The organism is Mangrovibacterium marinum, from assembly GCF_003046625.1.
GTDB lineage: Bacteria > Bacteroidota > Bacteroidia > Bacteroidales > Prolixibacteraceae > Mangrovibacterium > Mangrovibacterium marinum.
On sequence record NZ_QAAD01000007.1, the window covers coordinates 200,208 to 217,084 of the forward strand.

The 16,877-nt window shown below is 48.6% G+C and carries 14 protein-coding genes and 1 tRNA gene; all 15 read right to left on the reverse strand.

Annotated features, from left to right (window positions below; all coding sequences use genetic code 11):
- Window positions 1-51: 51 nt before the first annotated feature.
- A complete protein-coding gene (locus C8N47_RS08895) occupies window positions 52-1,629 on the reverse strand; it encodes a lytic transglycosylase domain-containing protein (RefSeq protein WP_107822193.1) in 1,578 nt (525 codons plus the stop codon).
- 15 nt (window positions 1,630-1,644) lie between these two features.
- Window positions 1,645-2,253 (reverse strand): DUF5683 domain-containing protein, encoded by a 609-nt coding sequence (locus tag C8N47_RS08900; RefSeq protein ID WP_146161479.1) that lies wholly within the window; start codon window positions 2,251-2,253, stop codon window positions 1,645-1,647.
- A gap of 22 nt (window positions 2,254-2,275) precedes the next feature.
- On the reverse strand, window positions 2,276-3,163 hold the full coding sequence (locus tag C8N47_RS08905) for a ParB/RepB/Spo0J family partition protein (RefSeq protein ID WP_107822195.1): 888 nt from the start codon (window positions 3,161-3,163) through the stop codon (window positions 2,276-2,278).
- A gap of 16 nt (window positions 3,164-3,179) precedes the next feature.
- On the reverse strand, window positions 3,180-3,980 hold the full coding sequence (locus C8N47_RS08910; protein ID WP_107822196.1) for a ParA family protein: 801 nt from the start codon (window positions 3,978-3,980) through the stop codon (window positions 3,180-3,182).
- 214 nt (window positions 3,981-4,194) lie between these two features.
- Window positions 4,195-6,666, reverse strand: a complete 2,472-nt coding sequence (gene priA, locus C8N47_RS08915) for a replication restart helicase PriA (RefSeq protein WP_107822255.1) — start codon at window positions 6,664-6,666, stop codon at window positions 4,195-4,197.
- Window positions 6,667-6,866: 200 nt separating this feature from the next.
- The gene (pfkA, locus tag C8N47_RS08920; protein ID WP_245915692.1) at window positions 6,867-7,901 is read right to left on the reverse strand and encodes a 6-phosphofructokinase; all 1,035 of its coding nucleotides are present in this window, start codon (window positions 7,899-7,901) and stop codon (window positions 6,867-6,869) included.
- A 222-nt stretch (window positions 7,902-8,123) separates the two neighbouring features.
- Window positions 8,124-8,975 (reverse strand): 4-hydroxy-3-methylbut-2-enyl diphosphate reductase, encoded by an 852-nt coding sequence (locus C8N47_RS08925; RefSeq protein WP_107822198.1) that lies wholly within the window; start codon window positions 8,973-8,975, stop codon window positions 8,124-8,126.
- 34 nt (window positions 8,976-9,009) lie between these two features.
- A complete protein-coding gene (gene cmk / locus C8N47_RS08930; protein ID WP_107822199.1) occupies window positions 9,010-9,717 on the reverse strand; it encodes a (d)CMP kinase in 708 nt (235 codons plus the stop codon).
- A 93-nt stretch (window positions 9,718-9,810) separates the two neighbouring features.
- Window positions 9,811-10,806, reverse strand: a complete 996-nt coding sequence (gene porQ / locus C8N47_RS08935; RefSeq protein ID WP_107822200.1) for a type IX secretion system protein PorQ — start codon at window positions 10,804-10,806, stop codon at window positions 9,811-9,813.
- Window positions 10,807-10,896: 90 nt separating this feature from the next.
- On the reverse strand, window positions 10,897-11,400 hold the full coding sequence (locus tag C8N47_RS08940; protein ID WP_245915693.1) for a YkgJ family cysteine cluster protein: 504 nt from the start codon (window positions 11,398-11,400) through the stop codon (window positions 10,897-10,899).
- Between the two features lie 315 nt (window positions 11,401-11,715).
- Window positions 11,716-14,112 (reverse strand): TonB-dependent receptor, encoded by a 2,397-nt coding sequence (locus C8N47_RS08945; protein ID WP_107822202.1) that lies wholly within the window; start codon window positions 14,110-14,112, stop codon window positions 11,716-11,718.
- Window positions 14,113-14,634: 522 nt separating this feature from the next.
- The gene (locus C8N47_RS08950; RefSeq protein ID WP_170111343.1) at window positions 14,635-15,561 is read right to left on the reverse strand and encodes a DMT family transporter; all 927 of its coding nucleotides are present in this window, start codon (window positions 15,559-15,561) and stop codon (window positions 14,635-14,637) included.
- A gap of 106 nt (window positions 15,562-15,667) precedes the next feature.
- Window positions 15,668-15,744: transfer RNA gene (locus C8N47_RS08955), tRNA-His, on the reverse strand.
- A 91-nt stretch (window positions 15,745-15,835) separates the two neighbouring features.
- Window positions 15,836-16,243: a hypothetical protein gene (locus C8N47_RS08960; protein WP_146161480.1), complete on the reverse strand. Its 408-nt coding sequence runs from the start codon at window positions 16,241-16,243 to the stop codon at window positions 15,836-15,838.
- 55 nt (window positions 16,244-16,298) lie between these two features.
- Window positions 16,299-16,868 (reverse strand): RNA polymerase sigma factor, encoded by a 570-nt coding sequence (locus C8N47_RS08965; protein WP_107822205.1) that lies wholly within the window; start codon window positions 16,866-16,868, stop codon window positions 16,299-16,301.
- Window positions 16,869-16,877: the final 9 nt, after the last annotated feature.

Genomic DNA, 16,877 nt, shown 5'->3' on the forward strand with positions numbered 1-16,877 from the left:
TATGAAAATCGGGGCTTTGCAAATGTGTAAGCTGCTAAGCAGTGCTCGCGTTTAGCCTTTGGGCTGTATTTTTAATTTTTGTCCCGGCTTGATGGTATTTCCACTCATCTTGTTCAGGCGCATGATATCCTGATTCGACACGCCCGGGAAACGACGGGCGATGGACCATAGTGAGTCGCCACGGCGGACGGTGTAGTACACAAATTTGCCGTCGGAGCTAACTTGCGATGAGGCACTGGCTCTGTTAGTCAGTTTTACGCTGCTCGATTGGGCATAGGCATCGCCTTTGCCACTGGGCACGTAAATTACTATTTTCTGGCCTACGCGGATTAGGTTCCGGCGAATGTTGTTCCAGTAGCGCAGGTCGTTAATGCGCACATGAAAGCGGTTGGCAATATAGCCCAGGTTGTCGCCCGATTTTACGGTATACACCAGGCGGTCTTTACCGCTTACATCGCTTCCTCCCGAATAGTAGCCCCGCTCTTTGGGAACCAGAACTTCGTTGTTGGGGAAGAATTCATTTCTGCGTAAAGCATACACCTGTTCTTCCATATCGATGAACTCCGGAATTTTCTCAATTGGCAAACGTAGCGCGTACGGTTTGTTGGCTTTGGCGGGGATAATGTCCAGACGGTATTGCGGGTTCAGGCTTTGCAGCTCTTCGATCGGTACATTCAGTGTTTCCGAAATCTGCTTAAAGTGAACGTAGTTGTTCACGTGAATGGTGTCGGTCACAATCGGGAAATCCGGATAGCGCGGCGTCAGGTTGTGCTGCTGGTAAAAATTCATGACATAGGCAGCGGCAATGAAGGCCGGCACATAGCCGCGGGTTTCGCGGGGCAGGTAATAGTAAATCGACCAGTAGTTGCGGGCACCTCCGGCACGGCGGATGGCTTTGTTCACATTGCCCGGTCCGCAGTTGTAGGCGGCAATCACCAAATGCCAGTTTTTGTAAATCTTGTACAGATCGTTCAGGTAGCGGGCGGCAGCCTCGGATGACTTCTCCGGATCGCGGCGTTCATCAACAAAGGTGCCAATGTCGAGTTTATACATTTTTCCGGTTCCGTACATAAACTGCCACAAGCCAACCGCATTGGCACGTGAGCGTGCTGTGGGATTTAAGGCCGACTCGATCACCGGCATATATTTCAGTTCCTGCGGCAGATCGTATTTGTCGAGCTGTTCTTCGATCATCGGAAAGTAAAAGCTCGACAAGCCAAGCATCATCTCGGTAAGGCTCTGGCGGCGTTGTACGTAAAGCTCAATAAAGTTTTTGACGGTTTTGTTGAAGGACAGATCAACAAACGAGTCGATACTTTGTAAACGCTGAATATAAATTGAATCGGGCAGGGAACTCAGTTGAGCATCGAGTGAGTCCTGCTGAAAAAAATCGGTATTGAAGGAATTCTGAATGTACCACGAGTGATAAAGACTGTCCAGCTGTTCGGCGAACAGGTCGTTCAGGTTCTCGTCGGGATAGGCAAATTTCGATTGGTAACCGTTTACCGTATCCAGGGCTAATACTTCAATGCGTTTTATTTGTTTCAGATTAATGCGTTCTTCGCTTTTGGCGTAGCCGCTGTAACCGATGAGTACTGTCAGTAAAAATAAAATAAACTCCTTCTTCATTCTTCTCTCCCCGTGTTAAAAATTAAAACTTACATGAACTCCGGGGAAAGCTTTGCCCTGGCAATACATCGGACCCGGCGTCCATTGCATCGTCAGGTCGTCCCCGATGTCAAAATTGAAAAAATGTGCATCAACTGTGGCATCGATGATGTTTAAAGCATAAAAACCAGCCGTCAGGATAATCATGAAATCCCGATTCCGACGCGCGGCATCTTTGGCGTTCTTTAGCCTGGTGGTAAACTGGGCAACCTGACTGGCATTGTTCCAGTTCCAGTTTCCCTCAATCACCAGTTCTTCATAAGAGTTTGAATTCGGATCATCGTCGATAATGTCGGCATAAGCCTGCTTATACAGAACGTAATGGTCGTTATTCCAGTTAATTGCATATCCAAATGCGATGAAGCCACCATATATTAACGGTAGTTTCCAATATTTCTTGTTATAAATTTGTCCTAACCCCGGAAGTACCGCCGAGTAGATGGTGGCTTTACGCGGCGAATGGACCTGTTGAGTGCTTGCAACATCCAGGGTGTCGGCCATTGCGCGGATCTCCTGTTGTGCAAACGACGAAAATCCTGTTAATGCCAACAGGATTGTTACGATGACTATTCTTAAATGCCTCAATTTACTTTTTCTTTGAAATTGTTTAGCGGCCCAGTTTATCCAGAATACCCATAATCCGTTCCAAATCTTTAGGCGTACCAAAAGGAATGACGATTTTACCTTTCCCTTTGTTGTTCATTGCAAAGTCAACTTTAGTACTGAAAAAGGAACTCAGGTGGCTTTTCAGTTCTTCGTATTCCTGCGGGTATTTTTCTTTGCCGGCTTTTTGTTCTGTTTTGGCCTGGGCAGCAGCTCCGTTTGCCAGATGCCGAACGATCTCCTCGACCTTGCGAACCGATAGATCTTCCTCCAGAATCAGCTCATAAATCGACAGCTGATCTTCGGGGTTGGCAATGTTGACCAAGGCACGGGCATGTCCCATGCTGATGGTCTTATCGATGATTCCTTTTTGGATTAATGTTGGCAGTTTCAATAAGCGCAAATAGTTGGAGATGGTCGACCGTTTTTTGCCGACGCGTTCACTCAGCACTTCCTGCGTTAAGTTGCATTCGTCGAGTAAGCGCTGGTACGAAAGGGCTACCTCAATGGCATCCAGGTCTTCGCGCTGAATGTTTTCCACCAAGGCCATTTCGAGCATGCCGTCATCCTGTGCTGTGCGAACATAGGCTGGCACTGTTTTCAATCCGGCAATTTTTGATGCCCGGAAGCGTCGCTCACCGGCAATGATCTGATATTGATCCTCGGTTACTTTCCGAAGCGTGATGGGCTGGATAATCCCCAGCTCTTTGATCGACGCTGCCAGTTCTTGCAGGGCTGTGTCGTCAAAATTTGTCCGGGGTTGAAAAGGGTTGGCTTCAATTTGATCAACCGCTATTTCGTTGATCGATGCCTTGGCCGGAACTTCTTTTTGTTTGTCGGCATCATCGATCAAAGCGCCTAAACCTCTACCTAATGCACTTCTTTTCGCCATATCTTATCGAGCTCTATTAGTCAATTACTTTTTCAGAATTCTTGATCTTGGTCAGATCATTTTTTTGTAAAATCTCGCGGGCCAGTTCCATATAGCTGACAGCTCCACGCGAGCTGGCATCGTACAAGACGGCAGGGATCCCAAAACTGGGGGCCTCGCTGAGTTTGATGTTACGGTTGATCAGGGTTTCGAAAACCATATCACCAAAGTGGGTACGAACTTCCTCTAACACCTGGTTGGCCAGGTTCAGCCGCGAGTCGTACATGGTCAACAGGAATCCTTCAATTTCCAGCTCCGGGTTTAAGCGGGTTTGGATAATCTTGATGGTATTCAGAAGTTTTCCTAATCCTTCCAATGCAAAATATTCGCACTGTACGGGAATAATGATTGAATCGGCTGCCGTAAGGGCATTCACGGTGATCAGCCCCAACGATGGGGAGCAATCAATCAGGATAAAATCGTAATCCTCCCGGATTTGGTCGATCACCATGGTTAAAACCTTTTCGCGGTTGGGCAGGTTCAGCATCTCAATTTCAGCACCTACCAGGTCAATATGCGAAGGGATCAGATCAAGTCCGTCAATTTCGGATTTGAGAATGATCTTGCGCGGATCCATTTCTTCAACGATACATTCGTAAATGCTGGTTTTTACGTTTTTTACGTCGAAGCCGATTCCGGAGGTGGCATTAGCCTGTGGGTCAGCGTCGATAATCAGGACTTTCTTTTCCAGCACAGCAAGGCTGGCAGCCAGGTTGATGGCTGTTGTTGTCTTGCCAACGCCTCCTTTTTGATTTGCTAAAGCGATAACTTTTCCCATAGGTTTTTCCAGTGTTTTGCAGAGATTCAAAGTTAATATTTTATGCGAAAATGCTTCGTAAGTTGAAAAATTAATCGATTGGATACCGGAAGAGCCGGACATACTTTCTCCACGCTGGAGGGGATGTTTTCTGGCTTTTTCGGAGTTTGCAAAAATAACATTTTTTGCGTGGGATTGCTGGTTTTACAAAATTTAACAGCACATTTGCCCAGCGCTACATGGGGTCAATGTCAGCATAAACCAGCAGGCTGCTGTTGTTGGGCAAAGCGCGCACTGCTTTTATTTCGTCCATGATTTGTTGTTTGGAATGTCCCAGTTTCTGATCCCGTTCCAGTTTGATCCAGATTTCTTTTTGATACCAGTTTTGAATGCGACTCACCAGCGGATACTCGGGCCCCAGAACTTTAAACCCGAATAGCTTGCGCAGGCGGATGGCCAGCTGGTTGGCCCCCATATTCAGTCGTTCGCGGCTTTTGTGTTTCAACACCACCTTGGCAAGCCGAAAGTACGGGGGGTATTTAAACATTTTCCGCTCGTTCATTTGGATGTTGAACAGTCGGGTGAAATCGTTTGCCACCACATCGAGCAGTACCGGGTGCTCGGGCTGGCTGGTCTGGATGATAACCAGGCCCTGTTTGTTTTTGCGTCCGGCACGTCCGCTCACCTGGGCAATTAACTGGTACGAACGCTCAAAAGCCCGGAAGTCGGGGTAGTTGAGCAGTTGGTCGGCGTTCAGGATGCCCACCACGCTAACATGGTCGAAGTCGAGTCCCTTGGTGACCATCTGCGTACCCACCAAAATATCGATTTGTTTGCTCTCGAATTGGTAGATCAGTCGCTCGTAGGCTTTCTTCCCCCGGGTGCTGTCCATATCCATTCGTGCAATCCGTGCATCGGGATAAAGGATCGACAGTTCTTCTTCGATTTTCTCGGTTCCGAATCCGCGGGTTTTTATTTCGGTGGAATGACATTCCGGACAATTGGCCGGCATGGTTTGCGTATGCCCGCAATAGTGACAGGTCACGGCGCCCATGTTTTTATGGTAGGTGAGGCTTACATCGCAGTTGGTGCATTTGGGAATCCATCCGCAGGTGCCGCATTGCAGGTAAGGGGCAAAACCCCGGCGGTTTTGAAAAAGGATGACCTGCTCGTCGTTTTGCAGCGCCTTTTCGATCGATTCAAACAAGTCGGGTGTCAGTAACGACTTCATCTGTTTGCGCTTGGTAGCCTGTCGCACATCGGCAATCCGTATTTCGGGCAGGCTGATGTTCTGGTAGCGCTGCGTGAGCTCCACCAGGGCATATTTGCCGGTTTTAACGTTGAAATAGCTCTCGAACGACGGCGTGGCGGAGCCCAGCACAACAGCGGCCCGGTGAATCTGGGCAAGCACTACTGCTACATCTCGAGCATTGTAGCGGGGCGACGGGTCGAACTGTTTATAGCTGTTTTCATGTTCTTCGTCCACAATGATCAGCCCCAGGTTGCGAAAGGGCAGCAGAGCCGCCGATCGTGCGCCAACGATAATGCGGAACGATTGTTCCCGTTCGTGCAGGGTGTTCATCCATATTTCAACACGCTCCGAATCGTTGAAGCGCGAATGGTAAATGCCGGCTTGTGCGCCAAAAGCCCGCTTCAACCGGTTGATGAGCTGCGTGGTCAGCCCGATTTCCGGAACCAGGTAGAGCACCTGCTTGCCCTGTTTTAGTTGTTCCTCAATCAGTTTAATGTACACTTCGGTTTTGCCGCTCGACGTAACCCCGTGGAAAAGTACCGGCTTAGCCTGAGCTGTGGCTTCGCCAATGGCGGCGAGTGCCTGGTTTTGGGCTTCGCTAAGGTCGAATATTCGTTGTTCGCCCTCGTAGCTCAGATCCAGACGGCCTACTTCGATTTCCTGGAGATGCAGATATTCTTTGTCCAGCAGTGCCCGAAGAACACCTTCACTGATGCCGCTTTTCTCGAGTAATTCTTTTTTCGCAATCTGGGCTTTCTGTTCGGGATGGTACAGCGTTTCCGACAGGAAAAACTCCAGCAGCTGTGCCTGCTTTTTGGCTTTCTGAAGGCTGGCCAGCGCTTCGCCAATGGCCTGCTCGGTGCCTAATTTGGGATGCAAAAACAGGAAAGGCTGCAGCTTGGCAGCGTAGTTTTCTTCAATTTTTTCCTCAATTAAAACGGCATTCTTTTCCAGCAACAGTTTGATGACCGGAAGGGCCGATTTCTTGCCCAGAAATTTATTGATACTTTGGATGTTGGCTTGTCCGTGCCCCCGAAGCATCAGCAGCAGCGCCTCTTCCTCACCCGGTAAATCTTCCGGTATTTCAAAATTGGGGTTAAAGCTGACCTTGGTCTGGCTTTCCAGTTTTAGAGCCGAGGGAAGGGCGGCCTTATACACCTCGCCGAGTGTACAGCAGTAGTAGCCGACCATCCATTCCCACAGGATGATTTGGGCCGGAGCAATAACCGGCTGCTGATCCAGGATGGCGTCAATATCTTTCAGGTCGAACGAACCGCCCGGCATATTGTTGTGGAGCTTGTAAACCAGCGCCGAGTAAAACTTGCGGGCACCAAACTGGACAACCACGCGCACGCCAACCTTTATTGTGCTTTGGAATGCAGGTGGAATCCTGTAGGTGAATAAATCGCCCAGCGGCAGTGGTAATATGACATCGGCATACAGGTGTTCGGACATGATGGTGCAAACTTCGCAATTTTTTGGCAGGAATGCCGCAACGGTGGCCAAAGTGTTGATAACTTTACGATGGAGGCGAATTAAAATAGTGAGATAGGGGATGCCAGGGGGCGTAAAACAAGAGGCTCTGCGGGCTGCTGCCAGCGGTTGGTTGTGCAGCAAATCGCCGAAAAGCCTCTTGTTGTTTTCAACCGGAGCTGTTAGATGTTGATCAGACTCTGAATCTGTACCAGATCCTCATCGATGGCATGGTTAAGCTTTACGGCTTTCTTGAATGGCACATGGTCGATTGCAAAGTTTTTGACCAGTGCAATCATGATGCTCTTCTGGTCATCAAGCAGTGCTTCAACAGCTGCAACACCCATTTTTGTGGCCGCAATACGGTCGCGAGCCGAGGGTTTTCCGCCCCGTTGGATGTGGCCCAAAATGGAAACACGGACATCCAGGTTCGGATAATTTTCTTCAACAGCTTTTGCAATTTTAATTACGCGCCCCGTTTCGCCACCTTCGGCAACAATAACAATTCCGCTTCGGTCTTTTTCTTTATAGCCTTTTTTCAGGAACTGATCCAGTTCTATTTCCAGCCTTTTGGCCTCCGGAATTAAAATGGCTTCGGCGCCTACGGCAATGCCCGAGCTAAGCGCCAGCAATCCGGCTTCGCGTCCCATCACCTCGATGAAGAAGATGCGATCGTGCGAGGCGGCGGTGTGGCGGATTTTATCTACTGCTTCTACTACCGTGTTCAGGGCTGTATCGTAGCCAATGGTATAGTCTGTGCCGTACATGTCGTTGTCGATGGTCCCCGGAATACCGACAAAAGGGATGTCGTAATCCTGCGAGAACACCAGGGCTCCGGTAAAGGAGCCGTCGCCACCAATGACCACACAAGCGTCGATACCTTCCTTTTTGAGGTTTTGGTAGGCTTTTTCGCGGCCTTCTTCAGTGCGGAACTCTGCACTTCGGGCGGTTTTCAGCACTGTGCCTCCGCGGTGCAGGATCCCACTAACGTCACGAGCACGCAATGGGACAAAGTCGCCGTCGATCATGCCCTGGTAGCCATGGCGGATACCAACAACTTTTAATTTTTTTGCAATGGCCGCACGGGTTACTGCGCGGATGGCGGCATTCATGCCGGGAGCGTCACCACCGGAGGTGAGAACGCCTATTTTTTCAAGCTTTTTACGTTTCATATTATACAGCTTTTCGTCGTGGTTTACTTCCTTTCTTTCCCGCATTTTCTTCATAATTACAGATGGGCATAGCCACATCCAAGTCAGCCAGATAAAGCTTTGGAATAAAATTAAATTCGCATTGCAATCGATTGCATGTAGGATATACCTGCATATCGCCTTGTCATTGGAATTATTCAAAAAAAGTTTTGTGAGCCAGCAAAGTAAGTCGGAATAATTTAGCAGCGATATCGGTTGGTGCAAAAACCGAGCAAGCTTAATGTTGTGTTAAAGTTGTTTTAGTAGCTCCGCTATTTCGTCCATTTGCCATTTGGGGGTTGATGTTGCTCCGGTGATTCCAATGGATTGAAAGTTACGTAGTTCGTTTGATTGGAGCTCTTCTTTGTTGGAGATAAAGTAGCTGTTTGGATTGATGCTTTTGCAGATGTTGAACAGGGCTTTGCCGTTTGAGCTTTTCTGCCCGCTTACAAAAATGATGGCATCGTGTTGGGCGGCAAATTCCTTCATCCGGGGGACACGATGGGCTACTTGCCGGCAAATGGTGTCTTTAATTTCGGTTTTCGAGCGAACCATGTTTCGGATTTCGGCCGACAGACGATGAAAGTCGTCGAGCGATTTGGTGGTTTGCGAAAATACCAGGGTTGGTTTGTTCGGATCTATTTGTGCAAGATCCTCTTCACGCTCAATAATGATGGCCTGGTTTTCGGTTTGCCCGTTCAAGCCAATAATTTCTGCATGACCTTTTTTGCCGAGCAGGATGAGTTGGCCATTTGCCGGCTTCAAATCGTCGAATGCTTTCTTTACCCGTTGTTGTAATTTCAGCACAACCGGGCAGGTTCCGTCAATCAGTTCAATGTTGTTTTGCCGGGCGTAGGTGTAGGTTGAGGGTGGCTCTCCGTGTGCCCGAAGCAGAACTTTGCAATTCGAAAGCTGAAAGTATTGCTTGTGGTCAATCGTCTCCAAACCCAACTGCTGCAAGCGCTCCACCTCGAGCTGGTTGTGCACGATATCACCCAGACAATATATTTTCGTTCCTTGTCGGAGTAGTTGTTCTGCTTTTTGGATGGCGTTCACAACACCAAAGCAGAACCCGGATTTGTCATCAATCACTACTTTCATTTCAACTTTTGGATGCAATTAAGAAAATGGCTTGTTAGGCTGCACCGGTTAGGCTGGCCACCTGTTGCAGCACCCAGTCCAGTTGTTCCTGGCGGGTGATGTCGCTGTTGTCCAGAATCAGGGCATCGGCTGCCTGTTTCAGCGGGCTAACTTCCCGGCTCGAATCGATTCGGTCGCGCTCAATCACATTGGCCAAAATATCGTCGAATGCAACCTGTTGCCCTTTGGCGGTCAGTTCATCGTAGCGGCGTTGGGCACGTACTTCGGGGCGGGCTGTCATGAAAATTTTCAGTTCAGCCTCTGGGAATACAACCGTGCCGATATCGCGGCCGTCCATCACGATGCCTTTATTTTTCCCCATTTGTTGCTGAAGAGCAACCATGGCTTCACGAACTTCGCGGATGGTTGCCACCAAACTTACATGTTGCGAAACGGGTAGTTGGCGTATTTCTTCTTCAACATTTTCACCATTTAACAGGGTTTCGTTGCGCAGGTTTTGGGGGTTGAAGCGGAATTCAATTTTGATTTCGGGCAAGCTCTGAATGAGTTTTTGTTTATCAACTTGTTCGTTGCCAGCAATATTGTTGCGCAAAGCAAACAGGGTTACTGCCCGGTACATGGCGCCACTGTCGATGTAGATGTAGCTCAGTTTTTGGGCTATTTCCTTGGCTACAGTACTCTTGCCGCACGAGGAGTGTCCGTCGATGGCGATGATGATTGGTGGTAGATCCGCTTTTTTCATGGCGCAAAGATAGTTTTTTTGCGTGGATGGCCGGTGCGAAATACGTGCCGACGGTGGCCGGAAATAATTACAGGGCTGCAATTGCCCTGCCGGCTAGGGTTGAAGCCTGAAAGCAACCGAAAAATGGTTGCTCGATGAGGCCAGATGATAGCGTGCCGAGCCATAGTCGAAACGGAATCGTTTGATCCGGAAGCCAAAGCCCCAGGAGAATCCAACGGTCGATTTGTTTTCGTCGAAGCTTAATTCCTCGCGTCGCTGAAAGTTGTAGCCCGCCCGGATGTGAAAGTTCTCGGAAGGCAGTAGTTCCGCACCCAAAACCAGGTGAGCGAGCAGGTTTTTGCCGAAAGTCGCCTTCGATTCCATGTCCGGATCGTTGGCAAGTAGTTGCCAGCGTTGCAGATGCTGCATAGTTGCCAGCAGGTGAAGGGGAGCATGAGCCAGCTTATGACCAATACCCAGTTGAAGGTCGAAGGGCAGGCTTTCGTGCCCGGCTCCTTCGTAGTAGGTGGTGAGCTGGGTGCCGATATTGCGAAGCACCAGCCCCAGAGTGGTTTGCTGGTTCGGACTGCTATAGGCGGCCCCCAGATCGAAGGCAAGGCCAATCGACTGGTACGACTCCAGGGACGATAGCAGCGGTTTAACGGTTATTCCCAGCCGGAATTGCTTGATTTGCCGCGCCCAACTAGCCATTAAGGCGTATTCGGCAGCGTTAAAAGTACCTTCCCTTTCACCTTCGGCATTGGCATTGGTGAATTTCCCGTAGTTGATGTATTGGACACCCAGACTGATCGGACCAACATTTTTCGAGTCGAAAGCCCAGGCTGCATAGCCGTAATTGATGCCGGCGATATAGCTGACATAGTTGGCCAGTGCCAATCCGGTCATTTCCCGGCTTAGCAAGGCAGGGTTGTTGTAGCTTGTATTCAGGTCGGTCGAGTCACCCAGTGCAATTTGGTTTCCTCCGAGGGCTCCCATTCGTGCCGAGTTGGTCAGGTTCAGGAACTCGAAGGTCGACTCGCCGCCAATTTGAGCATAGCCGGGCAGCTGAATGGCCAGCAAAAAAAGTATGATTAGTTTGTTGAGCTTCATTGGGGATTTCGTCAGTTGAGCTGCAAATTACAGGATTTTACGGGCTTTTGATTTGTCTCTTTCAGCAACGTTGTTTCGGGCTAAATATTGTTACCAATCCAGTTTGGTCAGCTCTTTAACCAGGGCAAAAACAACCGGACAAATTTCGCAGTTCTTTTTGGTCAGGTTGAGGATCTGGTAGAAGCGGCTCCGGTCGGTATGTGGATATTCGCGGCAGGCACGCGGCCGGTTTTCGTACACACAGCAATAGTTGTCGGCCATCAGAAAAGGACAGGGCGTTTGCTGAAAAACGTAGTCGTTGTCTTCGTCTTTATACAGGTAGCTGTCAATGAAATCAGCCGGCTTCATTTTTTGGCTTTTCGCCAGCCGCTCGGCATCCTTATCGATGATGATGGGGCTGATGTGGGAACAGCAGTTGGCGCAGTCCAGGCAGTCGAACTCATCAAAAGCTTCCTGGTGTAGTTGATGTACAATGGCGTCCAGGTTTTTCGGTTTTTTCTTTTTCAGCTTTTGAAAAAGCAAGGCGAACTCCTGACGGTTGTTATTGGTCATTTCCTTTAGTTGCGCAGGTGTGAAGTATTGGATTTTATCCACGAGTGCTCAATTTTTACAATTTGCCACAAAGATAAACGGATTCGGAAAATAGAGGCCCGGCATCGCCGTGTTCATTGCCTTTCAAAAAAAAACACAGATGATTCAGGGGAATCACCAACAGGAATGAAAGTTTAGGATTCTTTCAACTATACTGTTGTCGTTGTTTTCGCAGGTTGTCGGCCCGAATAGCGTCAAAGCCTCTTGATGATCCGGCGGTGTGGCGTTCATTGCCTTTCACGCAGAACGAAAAATCCCGACGGAATCAGTCCGTCGGGATTGAAAGTAACAGTGCTTTTCGGCTTGTCCAAATTCGTTTTAAAGTTTGGTTCCAAACGGAACGATTAATTTGACGCTGAAGTTGCGCCCCCTATTAAAATAGCCTTCCCGGCCGGTTTCGTCATTGTGTCCGGTATATTTTAAACGGCTCAGGTGGCTTTGATAGGCCTTGTCGGTCAGGTTTCGGCAGCTGATGTAAAGCGATGCCCATTTGCGGTGCTTCCCCACAATGTCGGTTCCCACGCCGGCATTGAGCAGTGTGTAGGCCGCCGTTGCCGTTTCGGTGTTGTAGGCAGCATAGTAGCGATCTTGTTTCCAGTTATGCTCCAGCCCGAAGTTTAGCCAGCTGTTTTGCAGCCAGCGGTTGATCTTCTTAAAATCAACTTTGATTTCAGAAATCCAGCGTGCCGGAGGAATCAGCGGCAAGTTTGTGGCTTCAGTTGTCTGATTAACCAATTTTCCACGGGTATAGGAAAAGGTGTTCTGGAAGTGCAGAAAATCGAGTGGATGCGGGTGAATGTCGATGAAGAATTCGCCTCCGTACAGGTTCGCATCGCCTCCGGTGAATTTAAAGACAGGCACTTCGTTGATCAGAGAATCTGTTTCGGCCACATTCTGCAGTTTATGGCTGTAGATGTAATGATTGACATGGTTGTGGAAAAGATTTAGCTCGGCCGAGACATGCTTGCTGTCCAGACCAATTCCCCAGTCGAATTGTAAGCTGTTCTCGGGTTTGAGAGCGGTGTTCCCGATTTCGTAGCGAGAGGTGCCTTCGTGCGCCCCATTGGAGCCAAGCTCTGCAATGTTTGGTGCCCGGAATCCCCGGGAGATGTTCAGCTTGGTGTAGACCGATGAGGAGAGTTGGTAGCTGGCGCCCAGGCTTGCCGAGAAGCCGGTGAAGGAGCTGTCGAAGGCCGAAAAACGGGCCGTTGCCCCCGCTGTATTTTCCATTGTTGGCTCGTCCGAAGCATCGAGATAAAGCGGATCGCTGTCGATATGACGTCGGTCGAAACGTAGGCCACCGCTCAAATCCAGTCGGTTGATTTGTTTGTGAGCAATGGCGAAAATGCCGGCATCGAAGAGCTGATAGGCCGGAACCAGAAACTCGCTGCCTTCATTTTTCGATTGTTGCCACATGCCGCCCATGCCGCCTGTTAGTGTCCAGTTGTTGGCCGTTGGCAGGGTGTACTTCAGATCGTAACTCAAAGTGTTCAGCTTAAAGTAAAGCCCGTACGCATCGGCCGACTCAAACTCTTTGCGGTTGTTCTGTTGAAAACCGAGCGTGGTTTGAAGGTTGCCCTGTCCGACAAAAAGCTTGCTGTTCCACGCCATCTTATAATGGTTTATTTTTTGAAAGGGTGCTTCCGGTTGGTACGATTTCGGCTTTCGTTCTTGTTCGTGTTCTTCGGCTGTTTCTCCGTCGTGGTGATGATGTCCTTCGCCAACGATGCCCGGTTCCAGATTGTAAAGGCTGAGCGTTAGGTGCGAGTAGCCCCACGACTGGTTTAGCCCGACCAGCAGGCTGGCAGCATTTTCGCGGAAGGCCGAGTTTTCAACCCAATTGTCAATATTGTTTTGATAGTCGTGAGCTCGTTTGCCGCTAATGCGGGCATCCCAGATAAAGCCCTCGTTGTTACCGGCGGCATTGGCTGAGTAACCGAACAGCCCGTTGTTGGTCTGGTAGTTGGTCATAACTGCTCCCCGGATGTTTCCTTCGGGAACGGTGGGTGCCGAAATCAGGTTGATGACCCCGGCCATGGCATCGGATCCAAAAGCCAGGCTGGCCGGTCCTTTCAGAATTTCAACATGGTTGACCCCGTATTCGTCGATCTCAACACCGTGCTCGTCGCCCCATTGCTGACCTTCCTGGCGGATACCATTATTGATTACAATCACCCGGTTGTAGCCAAGTCCCCGGATTACCGGTTTGGAAATGCCTGCTCCGGTTGTGATTTGCGATACGCCCGGCTGTTTAGCCAGCGCATCGATAATGTTGGTCGAGGTATTTTGCAGGAGTTCTGTTTTCGGAACAACGCTGATAGGCGAGGCCGTTCTTTTCTGCTCAATCAGTCCCGGTTGCCCGGTAATGACCACTTCGCTGATCTCGGTGATTGCTTCGCTCAGCTCAAAACTGACCGAGTTGATGGTTTTCAGATCCAGCATCTTCGATATCGATTCGTAGCCAATCAAACTAAGTTGAACGGTTAATCTGGCCTGTGGTAAGTTGTGGAGCTGAAAGTTTCCCTGCTCGTCGGTTAGCGTGCCGGTTTTTATTTCGGGGAAATAGATGGTAACAGCCGGAAGAGGCTCCCGGGTCTCTGCGTCCAGTACTGATCCGCTGAGGCTTGTTTTTCCGGTATTTTCAATGGGTAATGCTACGGTGTTCCGTAGAAGTAGAAAAAGTACAGCTAATACGGTTAATATAGAATGTTTCATGAATGAGATATCAATGTTTATATCGGGTTATTTTTGGCAACAATAGTGCATGGCGAAACATTGTACTGTTGCGCACGAAATGAGGTTCACCCCTTGAATAAGGCATGAACTGTTTTTTGTTGAAGTTTTAAAATTGTGGAAATCAGGCTATCGGAGGCCCGCGGAGTGAGTAATGCCGGGGCGGTTCCGGATGGAATATTGCGGGTGATGCAAAAACTAAAACCGGAAAACTTAAGGGACCTGCTGTTGGTCGGTAGGCTGGCTCGGCTACGAAGCTGAGTAGCTCAAAGTCGCAGATTAAACAGTGCTCAGCCTGCTTTGTTATTGCAGCGCCGGCGGTATGGCTGTCGCAGTTGCATTGGTGTGTCTGCTCGTGGGTATGCAGCGTTTTGCTTGCCATGGGGTAGGCAAACAGCAACAGATGCAAAAACACCAGAACGACTAAATTAATATGCTTTCTACTTCTCATACTGCGATAACCAAACAGCTAAGCGGGCAAAGTGTTTGCGTGAGCTGGTAAAATTAGATTTCGATGTTGGAAATTTCAACCTTTTTGATGGCTTTTATTTTTCGTCGCTTTAGCTGAGCAATAAACAGCCCGGCAATAACCCCAACGATCCCGGTGATCTTCTGGATGTTAATTTCTTCGCCCAGGATGAAGAAGGAGAAGATAACCACAAATACCGGCATGGTATTGATGAACATGTTCGATTTGTTGATGCCCAGGTTGCGGATGCTGTAGGTAAAGAAAATGAAGCCCAAGATGGAGGCAAAGATAGCCAGCTTGACGATGGCCATAAATGCTTCCTGGTGGAAAGGAGTCTGAAATGTTTTTCCGGCTTCGAAGACCAGCCAAAAGGGGAGAAATAAGATTGATCCGAACAGGTTTTGATAGCTGATGATGGTGAAGCCGTTGTAGTTGTGGGTTAGTTTTTTCAGGATGATGGCATAGCCCAGTGTCGATAACACGGCCAGAAACTCCAGGGCCACTCCAAGTGGCGAGGCGGAAAACTGAAACGAATTGTCGAGCACAACCAACGAAACGCCGGCAAACGAAATGAGCAGCCCCGTGAAATTGGCCCAGCTCATTTTTTCCTTATGGAAATAGAGCGCGGCCAAGGGCGTAAATAGAGGGATGGTAGCCACGATTACTGCGGCAACCGTCGGGGATACGTATTTCAACCCAAAACTTTCACCCATAAAATACAGGAAAGGCTCAAAAAACGAGAGCAGGAACATCCACTTCCAATCGCCTTTTTGTATGGGCTGCAGCTTGCCGATAAGTTTGGCGATTACGAACATGATTGCTGTGGCCAGGCATAAACGGATCAGGACAACGGTCATGGGCTCGTAGCCGCGGTAGGCAATTTTAAACCAGACAAACGAAAAGCTCCAGAAGAACATTGCTAACAGGGCCGCACCATAGTATTTAAGATTGTTGTTTTGCATCGTCATGTTTCAGTTTCGAGATGCAAAATTAAGTTTTTATTGGCTGAAAATTTGGAGGAGAGTTTTAAAACGAAAAAAGGATGCCATTTCTGACATCCTTTTGTTTTGGGGTGGAAGACCGGTCTCGAACCGGCGACCTTCGGAACCACAATCCGACGCTCTAACCAACTGAGCTACAACCACCGTTTTGCTTGCGGGTGCAAATATAGTATAATATTTCTGATCCGTGCAAGTATTTTTTAGTCGCCGCGCTTAAATTTTTTTCAGCGGCTTTTTAAAGCTTTTCTTTTTCAATGACTTCCCCCTCGTGAGAAATTAAAAGAAAATATCGATTCATCTGCCGGTCGCGCACAATCAGCTCGAATTTGAGGATTTTTCCGTTTTCAATTCGGATCACATTCATCAGTTCACCATGTTTTTTTGCTTCGGCTTCGATGTTTTCCGGTAGCTGCTCCAGGGGAAGATTCACTTTAAGGTTGGTCATTTCGCCTGTTGGAGCATAGCGGGCGATATGTTCCAGCTCGTTCTTGTAAAAAAGAGCTTCGAACTGATCGCCGATTTTTTGCCATTCAACATTCAACGGGTGCTCAAATTGCTGGTTAAACCGAGTCAACACAACGGGAGGCGTGTGTGTGCTTTTATTGGCGGAGAATAGTTTTGTGAAAAAATGTTTAGCGTCCATGGTGTTCTGTTTTGTGTCTGTTTTTGACGTTGATCCGGATCAAAGTAAGGGGGACTTAATCTTTTTCGAGCATCGATTGATAAAGGTAAATAACGCGTGTGCGAGCTCTTTTAAGCCGCATTTTTACAGCATCCTCGCTGATGCGCAGCGTTTGGGCAATGGCTTTTCCCGGCAAATTGTCCTGATATTTCATCAGCAACAATGCTTTTTCTTCGGGGTGAATCCTCTCTAAAATGATCAGAAGTTTGTCGTAGCTCATTTCCTCCAGATCGGCTTCCGACTCGTCGGGGATATCGGGGATTTCATTTTCGCTGTTCCAATTCGGGTAGTGGAGTTTCTTTTTTAACCGCAAGTAATCGATGGAGTAGTTGTAGGTGATAGCATACAGCCACGACGAAAAAAGCGAATTGCCTTTGAAGCCCGGAAGTTTCTCGTAAGCTTTGGCTAAAATGTCGTTGGCAAAATCTTCGGCCATGCTTTTATTTTTGATAAAACTGTAGCTTTTGTCGACCACCTTAAAAAAGTATCGCTTGTACAGTAGCTCAAAAAGCTCGGTTTTCCCTTCGTGAATGATTCGCGCAACCAGCTCTTCGTCATTCAGATGTTTGTGCTGATCCAGGTGCATAAAAGCGAA

Bases quoted from the DNA above. Each gene is read 5' to 3' on its own strand.
- C8N47_RS08895 (WP_107822193.1), bottom strand. From the start codon at position 1,629: ATGAAGAAGGAGTTTATTTTATTTTTACTGACAGTACTCATCGGTTAC.
- C8N47_RS08905 (WP_107822195.1), bottom strand. From the start codon at position 3,163: ATGGCGAAAAGAAGTGCATTAGGTAGAGGTTTAGGCGCTTTGATCGAT.
- C8N47_RS08910 (WP_107822196.1), bottom strand. From the start codon at position 3,980: ATGGGAAAAGTTATCGCTTTAGCAAATCAAAAAGGAGGCGTTGGCAAG.
- priA (WP_107822255.1), bottom strand. From the start codon at position 6,666: ATGTCCGAACACCTGTATGCCGATGTCATATTACCACTGCCGCTGGGC.
- pfkA (WP_245915692.1), bottom strand. From the start codon at position 7,901: ATGCGGGAAAGAAAGGAAGTAAACCACGACGAAAAGCTGTATAATATG.
- C8N47_RS08925 (WP_107822198.1), bottom strand. From the start codon at position 8,975: ATGAAAGTAGTGATTGATGACAAATCCGGGTTCTGCTTTGGTGTTGTG.
- cmk (WP_107822199.1), bottom strand. From the start codon at position 9,717: ATGAAAAAAGCGGATCTACCACCAATCATCATCGCCATCGACGGACAC.
- porQ (WP_107822200.1), bottom strand. From the start codon at position 10,806: ATGAAGCTCAACAAACTAATCATACTTTTTTTGCTGGCCATTCAGCTG.
- C8N47_RS08945 (WP_107822202.1), bottom strand. From the start codon at position 14,112: ATGAAACATTCTATATTAACCGTATTAGCTGTACTTTTTCTACTTCTA.
- C8N47_RS08950 (WP_170111343.1), bottom strand. From the start codon at position 15,561: ATGCAAAACAACAATCTTAAATACTATGGTGCGGCCCTGTTAGCAATG.
- C8N47_RS08960 (WP_146161480.1), bottom strand. From the start codon at position 16,243: ATGGACGCTAAACATTTTTTCACAAAACTATTCTCCGCCAATAAAAGC.
- C8N47_RS08965 (WP_107822205.1), bottom strand. From the start codon at position 16,868: ATGCACCTGGATCAGCACAAACATCTGAATGACGAAGAGCTGGTTGCG.